The organism is Tractidigestivibacter sp. (assembly GCF_050946515.1).
Taxonomy (GTDB): Bacteria; Actinomycetota; Coriobacteriia; order Coriobacteriales; family Atopobiaceae; genus Tractidigestivibacter.
In genome coordinates this window covers 192,410-206,752 of record NZ_JBMNUX010000003.1, presented here as the reverse complement: position 1 = coordinate 206,752, position 14,343 = coordinate 192,410, and the positions used below count along the sequence as shown (strand labels likewise).

Genomic DNA, 14,343 nt, shown 5'->3' with positions numbered 1-14,343 from the left:
AAATCGGCAATCAAGCGGTAGCATTATCGCCGCCGTCCGAGGCGTGCGGTGCATCCTCTCCGTCCGAAGGGCCCTCGCCGTCTGGCCCTTCCGCGTCGCCGGGCTGCCCCGGAGCATCCGACCCTCCAAGCAGCTCAACCGCAGTGTCGTCGCGCCGTCGCCTTCCCTCGTCGCGATGCCTCCGCACGAGCACGAAGGCCTTTGCCAAGCCGCACCCAACGAGGAGGGCGATGGCAACAATGAGCACCAGCGCGACGTCCGGCACAAAGGCGATGAGGTCGCGCCACTTGACCTCCCACGTAGAGGGCATCCACCAAAGCACGATCGGCAAGATCACATGGACGCCCACAAGAACAGCCCAGCTCACAAGCTCGGGTTCCCGCTCAAGCCGGCGCCGCCACCATCCGAAAAGCGCAATTGGCAGCGCAGCGATCACCAAGATGCCCGCAAGCTGGAGGTTTACCTCAAGATGCCACTGGCTGCGAACCTCGGAGCTGATCGATGGCACGTCGCTGCTCCCCACGGCGATGTCAAGCACGGCGTCGGAAAGCTCCCAGAACGCCGCGTTGCCGCCGAAGTAGTCAGACTCGTCGCCCAGCACGATGATGCCGATGTCACGACCAGGGATGATGACCATCTGCGCGACGGCGTTCTCCACCTGCCCCGCATGCGAGAGGACCACCTCGCCGTCCTCCCAGTAGTACATCGTCCAGCCCATCCCGTAGAAGGTGTCGCCATCGGGGTCGGGCACGTTGGAGAAGAACATCTCGTCAACCGAGGTCGAGTCGAGCACGTCCTCGCCGCCGCGCAGATACATCTGCAGGTAGGTGGCCATGTCCTCAACGCTCGAGCAGACGTAGCCCGAAGACGCAGTGCCCCACGAGTCATTAGAGTCAACGTGCACGTAGCCGTCGTCCACCGCAAAGCCAAAGTAGTTCCTGTGACCCAAGGCCTCCGCGCGCGCCTCGACGGTGGCCGAGCTGTCAGACATTCCCAGAGGCTCGAAGATGTTCTTGTCGAGGTATTCCGCGTAGCTCATTCCCGAGACGTTCTCGATGATCTTCCCTAGAAGGTCGTAGTTCGCGTTCGAGTACGAGAACTGCCCCGACGTCTCGCCCACGCTCGCCTCGGAAAGCGAGTCATAGTAGCCAAAGCCGCTCGTCTGGTTGAGAAGCGAGCGCACGGTGACCGAGTCGGGCAGGTTGAGGCCGGGAACGTAGAGGGATGCCGGCGCGTCCAGGCTTACCGCGCCCTCCTGCACCAGCTGCATAATGGCAACCGCGGTGAACGACTTCGAAAGCGACCCAATGGTGAAGGTGTCGCTCTCGCTCGTGCAATCCCCGAAGGTTCCCATGTAGCGAATGCCGTCGGAGTCCACGACGGCCACGGCGACGCCAGGAAGGCCGGCCGCTTCGTAGTTGTTCTGAAGGTACTCGTCGAGAGCCTGCTGCAAAGACGCGTCGTCTGACTCCTGGCCCTCGGGGACCGCATCTTCAGGAACCTCTTGCTCGTCTAAGCCGACGGTCCCGTCGCCGGACGAGTCGCCATTCTCGTCGAGCCCTCCGGGGTCCTCGTAGACGACGTCAGGCGTGCCGGGCTCGTCGACCTCGCTTCCACTGCCGCTGTCGTCGCTAGGGACGCTCCCGTCCTCGCCGTCTGCCACCTCTTGATTGACGACGGCACCCTCCTCGCGCCAAGCCTCCTTTGCCCAAGGGACGCCCCATGCCAGAAGGCCTGCCGACAAGGCAACAACGGCGGCAGCCAGAAACGTGACCCAGAGGGGAAGGCGCGCCGGCGAGGCGCCGGAGCCCTTCTTCTCGTCACGTTTCTTCTTGTTGAGCACGCTGACCTCCCCAAAGGCGCTTAGAAGCTGTCATAGATAAACTGCACCGGCTCGTTAAGGCCGGAGAACGCGAGAAACCACACTAGCACGAGCACGCCAGCCGCAACGCCGATGGCGCAGACGATGCAGAGCAGCCACTCGCGCTCCTCGAAGTAGCTTCGCACCGCCGCCACGCACGCTTTGATGGGCTCGCGCCTAAAGTCGGGCGTCTTACTGGCCATCCGTCGAGGCCTCCTCCCCCAGGCCCTCGGCGACTCCGTAGTTTGCGCCGCCCAGCCACTGGTCGTCGGTGTCGTTGGCGAAGTCGTAGATGGCCTCTTCGATGTGCACCCAGCCGCGCCATCCGGGATGCACCGTGTCGCACAGGAAGTACTTCTCGTACTCGCAGCTCGAGAAGTCCGCGTACGCCACCCCATGCTCGTCGCAGATGTCGCGAATCTTCTGGTAGTAGGACTGGCGCTCCTCGGAAGAGAACCCGCACAGGTCGTACCACTGGCCGTGCACCGGCAGGATCACCACGAGCGCCTCGAGGCCGCACTCGTTCGCCACGTCCAAGAAGCAGGAGAAGTCGGCGTACTCCTCGTCCGCCTCGTGGAAGTTCTGGGTGGCCTCCTTGCGATAGCTGCCGTTCTTCTCCCAGTAGCTGTCGAGGATCCCGTAGTCGTTCGACGAGGTGGACGCGTCGCCGTCCGCCGTCGCCTGCACAAGCAGCGCCTCCCAGTCGGGCTCGCCGGTGTCTTGCCCGGCGACCCTCGTTGCGCTCTTCTTGGGCGAGACCGACACGATGTTGCTGATCTTGGTGCGCAGGGAGAGCGAGTCGCTCAGCGTGTAGACCTGGTCGTTTATCCAGTCCAAGGCCGTGTCGTCGTTGGCGGCGGACACCGTGGTCTCGTCGACGCCCAGCGCAAGCACCCGCTGGCGCACGTACTCCTTCGTCTCGTCCGAGATGTCAGGGTTGTCGCAGAAGCGGGAGTACAGCGTGTAGCTGAACTTGGTGTAGAACTTGTCCTGGTCGCCGTTGCCCTGGAAGAACCACTGCGGAGAGACAAAGAGGACGACCTTCTTCTCGTCGCTCGAGCCCGCGTAGGCGCCCTCTGCGATGGCCTGCCAGAGGCTCTGGTCGTAGCCCTCGCCAATGTAGGTCATGTCGACGCCGCAGTAGTTGTCCTCGCCAAAGACCGCCTGCGGGCACTCGGCCACCGTGTCCTTAGAGATGTAGAACTCCGAAGAGCCAAAGCACAGGATGCCGTCGGACGACTTGTTGGCCAACACGAAGTCGACGTTTTCTGACTTGCCCGAGGCATAGGTGTAGTCGTAGAGGCGCGACTCGTCGGCGCGGCCGCTTTGCGGCAGGATGAAGCCGAGGTAGACGCCCAAGGCGACGGCTGCCGCGGCGAGACCCGCGAGAACCGCACGGAGAAGGGTGCGACCGCTCATGCTAGATCCGCTTTTCCACTTGGTCGATGATCTTGTTTGCGGTGTTCATCTCCTCGCGCGGCAGCTCAGTGGGCTCGATGCGCACTCCGAAGTTCTCCTCGATGCCCACGAGAAGCTCGATTGCCGCCATGGAGTCAAGAAGCCCAAGCTCAAAGAGGTCCTCGTCGCGATGGTCGCGGACCGCGTCATCGCCGCAGACCTCCACGAGAAGGTCCAGCATCTGATCGGTCAGCTCATCATGGGAAAGCTTAGCCATTAAGTGCTCCTTCCACGAGCATTGAAATCTGTCCCGAGAATATAGCGAAGCTGAACACCACGAGCTGCATGGTCACAAACCACGAGAGGACGCGGTACCAGTTGTCGTTCTTGTGCGCCTTGTAGAACGCCGACTTCTTCTGATAGCGCTCCGTCAAGGCGAGCAACACGCCGTGGAACAGGCCGTAGGCTATGTAGTCGATGGTAACTCCATGCCAGAAGCCCATGAGCAGCATGTTTACAAGATATCCTAGCTGCGCGTTGGCAAGGCGGCCCTTCACGAGCTTGTGCTTTATCGAGAAGCGGACAAAGCGCATAAAGACAAAATCGCGCAGCCAAAACGACAGCGTGATGTGCCAGCGGTTCCAGAAATCTTTGATGTCCACGGCCACGAAGGGCGCTCGGAAGTTGCGAGGGGTGCGAATGCCCAGGCAGTAGCTCACGCCCATGACCATCATGCTGTAGCCGGCGAAGTCGAAGAAGAGGTATCCCGCGTACTGGTAGGCGCACATGAGCTGGTAGGCAAAGCCGGTGCCGTCGCCGAGCGGCTGCGGCGAATAGCTGCGGTGGATCAGCGTCGCCACCACGAGCTTGTAGAGCATCCCGGCAAGGATCAGCAACAGGCCACGGCCAAGAAGCCCCGCATACTCGTCGCGGGTCCACGTCTTGCGTGCGTCCTGCTCGAAGCGGCGGCTGCGGTCAATTGGCCCTGAGGTGAACGTCGGGAAGAAGACGAGAAAGTAGAGGTAGTCAGAGAACGACATGCCTTTGATAAGGCCGCCATGCACCTCGATGATCACCTGGATGGCCTTGAAGGTTACGTATGAGACGCCCGAGAAGCCAAGGAGGTTCTGGTCGAAGACCGACCCCAGCTTGTACGAGACGAGCGGGGTCAGCGTAAGGGCGAGGGCCGTGCCGTAGCGCGCCCCCGAGTCGGGCTTGGCCAGAAGCCAGCGCGTGGAGAGCGTCGCCAGCGCAAGGAAGGCGAGAAAGGCCAGACCCTGCTCGAGCGTCTCGCAAAAGAGCAGGAAGACCATCAGGATGGAAACGGCAAGCCCGTAGCGGCGCAGGGGGTGCTCGGTGAGTCCCAGCGCCGCGGCCACGCCTATTATCGGAACGAGCAGCACGTAGAAGCTTGGGTCGGCAAAAAACGACATGCGCTATGCCCCCACCAGCGCCTTGCGATTGACCTTGCCGTTCGCCGTGAGGGGCATCTCGTCCAGGATGCTGACCACGCGCGGAACCATGTAGGAGGGCAGGTGCGAGGAGAGCTGGGTCTTGATGGCGCGCTTTGCGGCAAAGTCCTCAGAGGGTTCGCGCTGGTCGAGGACGACGAAGGCCTGCAAGTGATGGACGCGGCCGCCCTTCTTGACCGCGACGACCGCCGCCTGCTTGACGCCTGAGAGGCCCTCGAGAGTGCCCTCCACCTCGCCCAGCTCGATGCGGAAGCCGTTGAGCTTGATGAACGAGTCCAGGCGGCCCTCGCAGTGGAGCCGGCCCCTTGAGTCCAGGTGGCCGACGTCGCCGGTGCGATAGGCGCGGGCGGGAGTGCCGTCAGACATGCGCGACATGAAGAAGGCCGCGCGGGTCTTCTCGGGGTTCTCGAAGTAGCCCTTCGCGACGGTGTCGCCCACGATTATGATCTCGCCGGAGATGCCCGTGGGGCACAGGGCGCCCGTCTTGCGGTCGATGATGCGGATCTCGGTGCCCGGGCGCGCCACGCCCACGTGAAGCGGCGCGGGGTCGGCCAGGTCGCGAGGCCCGATAAGGCCAAAGGTCACTGCCACGGTGGATTCGGTGGGACCGTAGGTATTCGCCACAAGGGCGCGCGGGAAGCGCTTGGCCAAGGCCTCGACCGTGGTATGGTGCAGCGTCTCGCCGCAGAAGAGAAACAGCCGCACGTCGGGCAGCACCCGCTCGGAGAACTTCGAGCTCGTGAGGCAGAAGTCGGCGAAGGAGGGCGTCGAGACCCACACCGTGATGCCCGCGCCGTCGAGGTCTTTCAGGAGCGCGGCGTGGTCGCGCAGCTTGGAGGCGGGCAGAGCATGAAGGCAGCCGCCGGTGGAGAGGGCGCCCACCAGCTCATATTCAGAGAGGTCAAACGAGTAGGGCGCCTGGTCGAGAAACACTTGGCCGCCCTTTGAGATGACCGGGAATCCATCCAGCCAGCGCATAAAGTTTGCAACGTTTGCCGCGCTGACCTCGATGCCCTTGGGCCGTCCGGTGGAGCCAGACGTGAAGATGATGTACTGGGTCCGCTCGCCCGATACCCAGAGGTCCTCGGTAGGCGGCTCGACCTTCTCGCGCGCGGCGCTGTTGGCTATCGCGCGGGCGTCGAGGACCGACCCTGCGGGTATGAGGCTTTCGAGCTCGTCTGACATCTCGACGGTCGAGAGCACCAGCACGCCGGCAATCTGAGAGGCGATGGAGCTGATGCGCGCAGCGGGCAGCTCTGCGTCAACCGGCACGTAGGCGTGGCCGCTCATGAGGCAGCCCAAAAAGCAGGCGACGGTTGAGGCAGACTTGCGACCGAGCACCATCACGGGAGATTGGCCGTCGGTCTGGGAAAGGAGCGCACGAGCAACGGAGCACGACATCGCCCAAAGCTCCTGATAGGTGGTGCGTCCCTCCCCTTCCACCTCGTACGCCACGGCGTCGGGAGTTGACCGGACAGTTGAGACCACACTTTGGAGCAGCTCGTTTGTCATATCAAACCCATCCCATGCAGATACTTGCGCCCTAGTTCTATGCACTTTCATCGCTAAGTGGGCATTATTGAACGGGGTTTTAACATGCCGATAACGAGAGCCGAATCATCACGCCTCTGCTACATCCTTAAAAGGCGCCTTAAGTAGATTTGAGGGAAGGAGATTATTCGTACTCGATTCGGTCATTGGGTAGAATGACAGCTCGAGCATCGAGGAGGCAGCCATGGCACTCAACCTGAACAACGCACGCTTTGTGGCTTCGTACGGCACGGTGGAATCCCTTCCCCAGCCGACGACGCCCGAGGTTGCCTTTGTCGGCAGGTCGAACGTGGGAAAGTCCTCCCTCCTGAACAAGCTTCTGGGCAGAAAGGCCTTGGCAAAGGTCTCCGCACAGCCAGGAAAGACCGCCAACGTGAACTTCTTCGAGGCCGACGGAATCAGCTTTGTCGACCTTCCCGGCTACGGCTTTGCGCGCGTCTCGGCCAAGGAGCGCCAGCGCTGGGCAGACCTCATCTCGGGGTACTTCTCGCAAGACCGCAGCTTCAACCTGGTGATTGCGCTGGTGGACATCCGCCTGGAGGCGCAGAGCCTTGACCAGGACATGATTTCGTTCTTGAAGGAGAACGAGCTCCCGTTTGTGGTCGCCCTCACCAAGGCCGACAAGCTCAGCCGCAGCAAGGCGTCGCAGCAAGAGGCCCTGCTTGCTCGTCAGCTAGAGGTTGACCCGCAGCAGATGGTCATCACCTCTGCCCAGAAGGGCACGGGGATAGACGAGCTTCGCCGCCGCATTCAGGAGGCCTGCGACTAGCGGCGCTGAGCGACCCCCTTGAGCCGACGCAGCCCTTCTCGGGTGCGCCCTTCTCGCTCGGCCAATTGACCTGCCGCCGAGCGACCAACATGCGCTCGGCTCCAATGCGCTACGATAGTTAGCTACGTTTTTACCATAGGCAGCTCTGCCAGGAGGACGCATGGAGCACGACCAGATCTTTGAGCAAGAACAGCGACACCTCGACGAGGTCTACGCCAAGCTGGAGGAACTTCGCGACCAGCTGCAGGAAGACCTTGCGGTTCGTGATGCAGCCGCCCGCCAAGACCTCATCGACATGAGCGAGGAGATTCGCCCCGACACCATGGGCGAGTCAGACGAGGTCATGGAATCGCTCGCCGCCATCGAGACCTTGAACTCGGTCATCGACGCCTACAACCAGCACCACGACTTCAATGTTGAGAAGCTGCGCGACGTCCTGCTGCTTCTGCGCCAGCCATACTTTGCCAAGGTCACGCTTGAGATGCGACCTGGCAAGCCCGCGCGTGACATCTACATCGGGACCGTCGGAATGACCGACAACGACAGAAATCCCATGGTCGTCGACTGGCGAAGCCCTGTCGCGGAGACTTATTACAACCAGGAGATGGGCAAGACCTCCTACAAGGTAAACGGTCGCACGCGCACCGTTAACCTGTTGCTGCGCCGCCAATTTGACATCACGGCCAACAGGCTGAACTCATACTTTGACACCACCGTGGCCATCCAGGACTCGCTGCTGCTGAACGCCCTGAAGAAGCACCACTCCAAGAAGCTGCAGGCAATCACCGCCACAATCCAGCGCGAGCAGAATGAGGTCATTCGCCATGAGGACGTCCCTGTGCTCATCGTGAACGGCATCGCAGGGTCGGGAAAGACGTCCGTGCTGCTGCAGCGCGTTGCGTACCTCTTCTACCAGGAGCGCAAGACCCTGAAGCCAGAGCAGGTATGGATCTTCACGCCAAACGACGTCTTCGGGCACTACATCGACACCGTGCTCCCCACCATGGGCGAGGCCAACCCACGCATCTTCACATGGCGCGGGTTCATGGCCTCGCTTGGGCTTTCCGAGAGAAACGACGGGCGCGACGGCGATCCCAATGAGCTTAAGCGGCTTGAGGAAGGCATCGCCACGCTGACGATTGAGCCCGACGACCTGCGCCCGATTCGCTCAGAGAGGGCTGGCGGCGAGGTGTTGCTGAAGGTTTCCTCGATTGAGGGCGCCATCAACAAGTATTCAACTATCCCCATCGGCTCGCGCTTTACCGCGCTGGTGAAAGACGAGCTGCATGAGCGCCTCGAGCGCAAGTTCGCAGCGCTCTCCAAGAAGGACGAGATGCAGGAGAGGATGCTGGGGCTTGACGTGGAGGCCCAGGTTGAGGTCTTTGGTCAAACCATCTCCCCTGAGGACGATAAAGAGGTGGCCGCCTACACGCTCACCTACGTGCGCAGCCTTTACTCCGACGCACACGACTCCATCGAGGCGTGTGACTGGCTGCGCTTTGACCGCATTGGAATGCGCCTGCTTGGCAAAGAGGCTCTGAGCGCAGCCGAAGTCACCTACCTGCGGCTTCTTGTTGCCGGAGGCGGCGACCGCAAGGCTCGCTACGTAATGATCGACGAGGTTCAGGACTACACGGTGACTCAGCTTCTGGTGCTGGCGCGCTATTTCCCACGCGCCCACTTCATGCTGCTGGGCGACCAAAACCAGGCAATTCGCGAGGGTACGGCAACACCGGAGCAGATTCGCGACATCTTTGCTCAGACCCACGGAGAGGTCGAAGAATGCCGCTTGCTGACCAGCTACCGTTCGAGCCCCGAGATAACGGCACTGTTCACAAGCCTGATGCCGGCCGACGCGGCCACGAAGGTCAGCTCTATTCATCGCGAGGGCACAAGGCCCGAGCTTGTTGAGGTTCCCGATGGCAATCCCGACCTCTACGTCTCTGAGCTGCGACGCATTGTCGACGAGACAAAGGAAGAAGAGGGGCTTGTCGCCATCGTCTCCGCTGACGCCGCGCGCGCCCGCTGGATTGCAAAGCAGCTGGGAAAGCCCGTGCAGCTGATTGACCGCAACTCGATTCTGCCTGAGTCGGGCGTTGTGTCGCTTGACTTGAGATTGGCGAAGGGCTTGGAGTTTGACCACGTTATTGTGGCTGACGCGCAAGCAGAGGTCTATCCCGACGAGCCGCTCTATCGTCGCAGGCTCTACACGGCCATAAGCCGCGCCATGCACAAGGTTACGATAGTCTCGCAGGGACCATTGTCGCCGCTGCTAGAAGGCGTCATTGAAGAGGGGTAGGGGCGCAGAGGCCATGTCTGAAACGCGCGTCGCAGTGATGGCGATCATCGTTGAGCGCCCCGAGTCGGTGGCGCAGCTTAACAGCACGCTGCATGGGTATGCGCAGTATGTGATTGGTCGTATGGGCATCCCCTACCCCAAGCGACACGTGAACATCATTTCCGTTGCCATCGACGCGCCCCAAGACAAGATTGCTGCCCTTGCCGGTCGCATTGGCGCCATCGAGGGAGTTAGCGTCAAAACCGCATATTCGAACGTGATTTCCGAGAGTTGAGGGCGCCGCCTTCGGCGGCGCCCTCAGGCGAATGGCCATTGCCGTTCCTAAGTAATCCTGTCGAACTCCGCTCCAAGCGGGCAAACAAGCTCCCATAGAGTGCCGGAAGCTCCCTAGCTGCACCGAACTGCCCTTAGTGCAGGCCCGAGCGCCATTTCTGCACCGAACTGCCCTTAGTGCAGGCCCTTTCTAGATGCCGAAGCCCATTCTTGAAGATGTTGAGAGTTTGATAATGCCATCTACCTGCATTTTCTAAATTGCCTAACGAGTCCTGCTCTGGCGATACCCCCGGCAGGGCCTGCACTAAGGGCAGTTCGGTGCAATCTGGAACGAGAAACTCGCACTAAGGCGAGTTCAGTGCAAGAGCTGGCTTGGAAATCAGCCCTTTGCTCCCAAGCTGACACGACGGGCAGCCAAGAGAGCGTCGTCATGCCGCTCGTGCGATGCGACAAGAAGCGTGCGACCCTCCAGATGGCCAAGCACAAACGCCGCCGAAGCCCTATGCGCGGTAACGTCGAGGGAGGCAAAGGGTTCGTCCAGGAGCACGGCGGCCGATGGATGTGCAAGAGCTCGCACGAGCTCTACGCGGCGTCGCTGGCCTCCCGAAAGTTCGCTCACCGGGCGGTCGAGGGCGTCTTCAGGCAGAAGCTCGCGCAAGAGAGCACGTACTTGCTGCGCGCTTCGACCACCCGCCCCAACAAGCAAGACGTTTCCCATGGCATCCAGCTGCTCGACGAGCCGCGAATCCTGAAACACCACGGAAAGCTGCGAAGGCGCGCTCACGTTTCCGCTAAGAGCAGGCAAGAGCCCGCATGAGGTCATGAGCAGCGTGGTCTTTCCCGCACCAGAGGCATCACCCAGAACCGCGCGCTCTCCCGTTCCAACAAAAAGGTCCACTCCTCGCACGCAGGCGTTGCCGGCATGACCAAGCGTGACGTCGTCAAACACGATTGGCTGGGGCTTTGCGTCTTTCTGCACAGTCTCGTGGCGCCTTGGAGAGACCGCCGCTGCAAGCGCCCAGCCGCCCGTCTTTGTTAGGAGTGCCATGAAAACCTTCTCGCAAGCCCATGCCAGCACAACGACGACGATGGTCCATGCAAAGAGGTCGCCTGTCTCGAACAGCAGCTTAGACTGGTAGATGCGCTCGCCCATCGATCCGCGGGGGCTGCCTATAAGCTCGGCGGCAACGCCGGCCTTCCATGCCATGCCGCATGCGTTTCTGCAGGTAGCGGTGAGGTACGGCAGCAGCTGCTGCCAAGTGTCGGCAAAAAAGCGCCTGGGGCCGCGCACCCCAAAGACGGCAAGCATCTCGCCAATCTTGGGGTCAGCGGCGCGGCGACCTTCAAGAACGCCAAAGTAGATGGGCGGCATCGTTGCCAAAAACGTCGCAACGATAGACACCTGGCGCGCGCCGAACCAAATGAGCAGCAGGACGATTACGCATACGATGGGCACGCTCTTGAGAAACGAGATCGCCGGCGAGAGGAAGTCTGCCAGAGATCGCCAGCGCGCGGAGGCAAGGCCAAGCGCAAGGCCGATTGCAAACGCAAGGAAAAATCCTCCGACGACACGCTCAAGGGAGAAGGCCACCGTCTGCCAAAACGCAAGCGTGGGAACAAGCGCAACAAGCCGCTCTGCAACGTTGATGGGACCTGCAAGCAGCAGCTCGCTGCCCACAAGAACGCTCGCCACCTCCCAGATGGCAAGCCAAGCGAGAAGCACGACGACCCTTCTCGCAATGCTGGCCCCGGTCTTTTTGCGCCCGTCCATCGGCTTGCGCACACCCTACGCGCCGTAATAGAAGTCGTCGCCGGGCAGCGCGCCGCCCACCGAGCTTTCGTTCGAGTCGTACATCACCTGCAAGTAGCCCTCGAGCGCGTTGCGCATCTCGGACCCCGTGGTGCAGACGAGGTTGCAGCGCGGGATGGCCTGCTCGGCAATCTCCTCGCTGGAGACGATGCCCGCCTTGACCACCAGCGGAGCCGCTGCGGCTGGGTCGGCGTTCACGGTCGCGACGGACTCGGCGTGGCGCGACAGGAAGTCCTCGATCGCGTCGGGGTACTGGTCGACGAACTCCGTGCGTGCCACCGTGACGCCGAGGACGAACTCGCTGCCGTCGGTCGCAAAGCGGTTCCATACGTCGGTCAGCGAGACCGGCGCGGACAGTGCGCTGTTCTTGGCGAGCGTCGCGGTAGTGAAGGGCTCGGGAAGGATGGCAATCGCGTTGGGGTCCGCCTCGAGCACGGCAGCGCACTCGCTGTGCTCGCTCTTGAACTCGACAGTCACCTGGTCGGCGATGCCCGCCTGGTCAAGCAGGTAGTTGAGCGTGTATTCGGGGCTTGCTCCCTGACCGGACAGGTAGACGGTGTGACCGGCGAGGTCTTCGAATTGCTCGATGGAAGTGTCGCCAGTTACTACGGAAAGGACGCCGAGCGTGTTGACGTCAATCGCTCGAACGCCGCCAGAGGTCTTGTTGTAGAGGACGGATGCGGCGGTTGAGGGGACGAGCGCGATGTCGGTCTCGCCCTGAATAACGAGCGGGAGCACCTGATCGGCGGATCCGGATATGGTGTAGGAATAGGTGATGCCCGTGGATCCCTCGGCGGGCTCAGTGGGGGCGTCTTCGGTAGGGACACCTGAGGTAGTGTCCATCATAGAGACAAGACCGATGGTCGTGGGGCCCTTGAGCGACGCCACGCGGACGGTGACGTCTTCGGTTGAGGCAGAGTCGGCGTCGGCAGAAGAGCTTGCGTCCGAGGCGGACGAGCTGTCGGCGGCCGAAGAGTCGCTGCTAGAGTTTCCGCAGGCAGCGAGCGCAAGCGCAGAGACAGAGCCAAGGGCGGCGAGCGCCTGGCGACGGGTGAGCTGGGGATCTTTGAGCATTGAGACTCTCCTCACTTCTTGTTGGCCACGTTTGCGGCCTCTTGTCGGTGAACTTTGGAGCGATACGTACGATGCCTTTCGGTTTGCCAGGGCTTGCCGTCAGGCGACGTCATTCTAACATGCCGGTCCGTGCATCACGGCGCGGCGGAGCCCCCACGCAGCGGCGTGAGCGCCCTGCATTTACCGGGTTGAGCACCGCTGACACGAGAAGTTCAGCCGCTGTAGAAGTCGGGAGACTTTTTTCATGAGTTTAGGGCAGAAAAATAGGAAACGGCACTCCTGCGCTTCTTGAAAGCCTGCGGAATGAGGTAGACACCGCATACAGACGGATGAGCCTTTGCTCGCGGAGGCAGGCAGAGGCAAAGGGACAGTTCGAGCTTGGAGGCAACCATGGAGGTTCACGTTCAGCTAGACGAGAAGGGCTACATTCCGGACGCGTATGCGAAGTATGCCGATGAAGCCGGCATGTATGCCGGCACTCCAACCAGGTCATTTCCCTTCACGCTGAGCGACGTGCCCGACGGCACCAAGTCGCTGGCGCTGATTTTCTTCGACGTTGACTCAACGCCCGTCTGTGGATTCCCATGGATTCACTGGTGCGCATGCAACATCCCTGGATACGCGCGCAAGATTCCTGAGAACGCATCGAACCTGCAATCGCTCGACATGGTTCAAGGGCGCAACTCCTCGGCGTCGCGCCTTGTCGGCAGCCACGACAAGCTTGTGACCTGCCGCTACAACGGACCTCAGCCGCCCGACAAGGACCACGTCTATACGCTCGTGGTTTTCGCGCTTGACTATGCGCCGCAGCTCAAAGAAGGCTTCTGGGCAAATGAGCTTCTCCATGCAGCCGAAGGCCATACCCTTGCTCGCGCAGTGGCACAGCTCCCTGCTCGCGTATAGAGTTTATCTTGCTTGTTGTGAGCCTCTGACAACCTCGACAATCTTCTCGCCCATCGCCTGCGTATTGTCTAACAGCATTTGAATGTCTTCGCGGCTGGCATTGTCTATATGCATTCCTGCGGAAACGGCAACAGGCACGCGCAGCTTCGTGGCCAAGGACGCGGCAAGGTCGTGAGCAGGCACATCATCGCGGTGGCACGGCACCGCAAGCAGGCTTGTTGTAGCCGTCCGGTCATGCTCTGGACGCGGAACGGCCTGCGCCGTCGCGCCAAGATGGTCGTGCTCGGCGGTGCAAATGGTCACAGTAACCCCATTGCCCGTCACGACCACGACCGCCTGAAGCGCGTACCGGCCTTCTCCACAAGTTAACGTTTTTATTATCATTGCGCATCGCGCTCTTTCCGGAGCTCGCGGAGCGCCATCGGCGCCGCCGTGAATAGCCATGTTGTGAAGCGCTCGGGTTCAACGGTCAGCAAACGGGCGAGCTCGTCTTGGGAGACCCACGCCGTCTGGGACACCTCCTCCGGGTTGGGAGAGCATTCCCCTTCCCAGAAGCCGAGCAGCACGTGGTCAAGCTCAAACTCGATGACGGTTCCGCCTTCGGGACGAAAGTCGTGCCGATAGACAAAGCTTCCGATTTCGCGCAGGTCAGAGGCACGGATTCCGGAAATCCCCATCTCTCGATTGACGCGCCTTGCCGCCGCTTGGCGCACGTCTTCGCCCTCGCGCGGATGCGAGCAGCACGTGTTCGTCCAAAGACCGCCCGAATGGTACTTTCCCAGGGCTCGCTTTTGCAAAAGTATGCGCCCCTTAGAATCAACCAGGAAAAGCGAGAACGCTCGATGGAGAAGTCCCAGCTTATGGCACTCGAGCTTCTCGGCCGTCCCAACCTGACGGTCGAAGACGTCCACAAGCACCATCTGGTCTCCCATC

At 61.5% G+C, this 14,343-nt stretch carries 14 protein-coding genes; 4 read left to right on the top strand and 10 right to left on the bottom strand.

Annotation, left to right across the window (positions count from 1 at the left end):
- Window positions 1-10: 10 nt before the first annotated feature.
- Genes ACOYJL_RS03210 through ACOYJL_RS03185 form a run of 6 tightly spaced genes read right to left on the bottom strand, consistent with a single transcriptional unit; the run spans window position 11 to window position 6,243 of the window.
- Window positions 11-1,843, bottom strand: coding sequence for a serine hydrolase (locus ACOYJL_RS03210; RefSeq protein WP_433568770.1), 1,833 nt, complete (start codon window positions 1,841-1,843; stop codon window positions 11-13).
- A gap of 20 nt (window positions 1,844-1,863) precedes the next feature.
- Entirely contained in the window at window positions 1,864-2,064 is a 201-nt protein-coding gene (locus tag ACOYJL_RS03205; protein WP_433568769.1) for a hypothetical protein, read from the bottom strand.
- Entirely contained in the window at window positions 2,054-3,280 is a 1,227-nt protein-coding gene (dltD, locus tag ACOYJL_RS03200; protein ID WP_433568768.1) for a D-alanyl-lipoteichoic acid biosynthesis protein DltD, read from the bottom strand. Before dltD ends, ACOYJL_RS03205 begins: the two co-directional genes overlap by 11 nt.
- 1 nt (window position 3,281) lies before the next feature.
- Window positions 3,282-3,536 (bottom strand): D-alanine--poly(phosphoribitol) ligase subunit DltC, encoded by a 255-nt coding sequence (dltC, locus tag ACOYJL_RS03195; RefSeq protein ID WP_433568767.1) that lies wholly within the window; start codon window positions 3,534-3,536, stop codon window positions 3,282-3,284.
- Window positions 3,529-4,692 (bottom strand): D-alanyl-lipoteichoic acid biosynthesis protein DltB, encoded by a 1,164-nt coding sequence (dltB, locus tag ACOYJL_RS03190; protein WP_433568766.1) that lies wholly within the window; start codon window positions 4,690-4,692, stop codon window positions 3,529-3,531. The genes dltC and dltB overlap by 8 nt, the downstream gene beginning before the upstream one ends.
- A gap of 3 nt (window positions 4,693-4,695) precedes the next feature.
- Entirely contained in the window at window positions 4,696-6,243 is a 1,548-nt protein-coding gene (locus tag ACOYJL_RS03185) for an amino acid adenylation domain-containing protein (RefSeq protein WP_433568765.1), read from the bottom strand.
- Between the two features lie 223 nt (window positions 6,244-6,466).
- Here ACOYJL_RS03185 and yihA point away from each other — a divergent pair, with 223 nt between their 5' ends.
- From yihA to ACOYJL_RS03170, 3 genes are all read left to right on the top strand, one after another.
- On the top strand, window positions 6,467-7,051 hold the full coding sequence (yihA, locus tag ACOYJL_RS03180) for a ribosome biogenesis GTP-binding protein YihA/YsxC (protein WP_433568764.1): 585 nt from the start codon (window positions 6,467-6,469) through the stop codon (window positions 7,049-7,051).
- Between the two features lie 160 nt (window positions 7,052-7,211).
- Entirely contained in the window at window positions 7,212-9,350 is a 2,139-nt protein-coding gene (locus ACOYJL_RS03175; RefSeq protein ID WP_433568763.1) for a HelD family protein, read from the top strand.
- Between the two features lie 13 nt (window positions 9,351-9,363).
- A complete protein-coding gene (locus ACOYJL_RS03170) occupies window positions 9,364-9,624 on the top strand; it encodes a TM1266 family iron-only hydrogenase system putative regulator (protein ID WP_433568762.1) in 261 nt (86 codons plus the stop codon).
- Between the two features lie 378 nt (window positions 9,625-10,002).
- Here the strand turns inward: ACOYJL_RS03170 and ACOYJL_RS03165 are convergent, their stop codons facing one another.
- Window positions 10,003-11,394 carry an ATP-binding cassette domain-containing protein gene (locus tag ACOYJL_RS03165; RefSeq protein ID WP_433568761.1) on the bottom strand — a complete coding sequence of 464 codons (1,392 nt, stop codon included), beginning with the start codon at window positions 11,392-11,394 and terminating at the stop codon, window positions 10,003-10,005.
- Between the two features lie 15 nt (window positions 11,395-11,409).
- Window positions 11,410-12,507, bottom strand: coding sequence for an ABC transporter substrate-binding protein (locus ACOYJL_RS03160; RefSeq protein ID WP_433568760.1), 1,098 nt, complete (start codon window positions 12,505-12,507; stop codon window positions 11,410-11,412).
- A 390-nt stretch (window positions 12,508-12,897) separates the two neighbouring features.
- Here ACOYJL_RS03160 and ACOYJL_RS03155 point away from each other — a divergent pair, with 390 nt between their 5' ends.
- Window positions 12,898-13,410: a YbhB/YbcL family Raf kinase inhibitor-like protein gene (locus tag ACOYJL_RS03155; protein WP_433568759.1), complete on the top strand. Its 513-nt coding sequence runs from the start codon at window positions 12,898-12,900 to the stop codon at window positions 13,408-13,410.
- Between the two features lie 3 nt (window positions 13,411-13,413).
- Here the strand turns inward: ACOYJL_RS03155 and ACOYJL_RS03150 are convergent, their stop codons facing one another.
- Both ACOYJL_RS03150 and idi read right to left on the bottom strand, forming a co-directional pair.
- On the bottom strand, window positions 13,414-13,794 hold the full coding sequence (locus ACOYJL_RS03150; protein WP_433568758.1) for a hypothetical protein: 381 nt from the start codon (window positions 13,792-13,794) through the stop codon (window positions 13,414-13,416).
- Complete coding sequence (idi, locus tag ACOYJL_RS03145; RefSeq protein WP_433568757.1) at window positions 13,791-14,342, bottom strand: isopentenyl-diphosphate Delta-isomerase; 552 nt, start codon at window positions 14,340-14,342, stop codon at window positions 13,791-13,793. Before idi ends, ACOYJL_RS03150 begins: the two co-directional genes overlap by 4 nt.
- Window position 14,343 lies beyond the last annotated feature (1 nt).

Coding starts and splice junctions, on each gene's coding strand:
- idi (WP_433568757.1), bottom strand. CDS start 14,342: ATGGGAGACCAGATGGTGCTTGTGGACGTCTTCGACCGTCAGGTTGGG.
- ACOYJL_RS03205 (WP_433568769.1), bottom strand. CDS start 2,064: ATGGCCAGTAAGACGCCCGACTTTAGGCGCGAGCCCATCAAAGCGTGC.
- ACOYJL_RS03150 (WP_433568758.1), bottom strand. CDS start 13,794: ATGATAATAAAAACGTTAACTTGTGGAGAAGGCCGGTACGCGCTTCAG.
- ACOYJL_RS03175 (WP_433568763.1), top strand. CDS start 7,212: ATGGAGCACGACCAGATCTTTGAGCAAGAACAGCGACACCTCGACGAG.
- ACOYJL_RS03185 (WP_433568765.1), bottom strand. CDS start 6,243: ATGACAAACGAGCTGCTCCAAAGTGTGGTCTCAACTGTCCGGTCAACT.
- ACOYJL_RS03155 (WP_433568759.1), top strand. CDS start 12,898: ATGGAGGTTCACGTTCAGCTAGACGAGAAGGGCTACATTCCGGACGCG.
- ACOYJL_RS03160 (WP_433568760.1), bottom strand. CDS start 12,507: ATGCTCAAAGATCCCCAGCTCACCCGTCGCCAGGCGCTCGCCGCCCTT.
- dltD (WP_433568768.1), bottom strand. CDS start 3,280: ATGAGCGGTCGCACCCTTCTCCGTGCGGTTCTCGCGGGTCTCGCCGCG.
- dltC (WP_433568767.1), bottom strand. CDS start 3,536: ATGGCTAAGCTTTCCCATGATGAGCTGACCGATCAGATGCTGGACCTT.
- dltB (WP_433568766.1), bottom strand. CDS start 4,692: ATGTCGTTTTTTGCCGACCCAAGCTTCTACGTGCTGCTCGTTCCGATA.
- yihA (WP_433568764.1), top strand. CDS start 6,467: ATGGCACTCAACCTGAACAACGCACGCTTTGTGGCTTCGTACGGCACG.
- ACOYJL_RS03165 (WP_433568761.1), bottom strand. CDS start 11,394: ATGGACGGGCGCAAAAAGACCGGGGCCAGCATTGCGAGAAGGGTCGTC.
- ACOYJL_RS03170 (WP_433568762.1), top strand. CDS start 9,364: ATGTCTGAAACGCGCGTCGCAGTGATGGCGATCATCGTTGAGCGCCCC.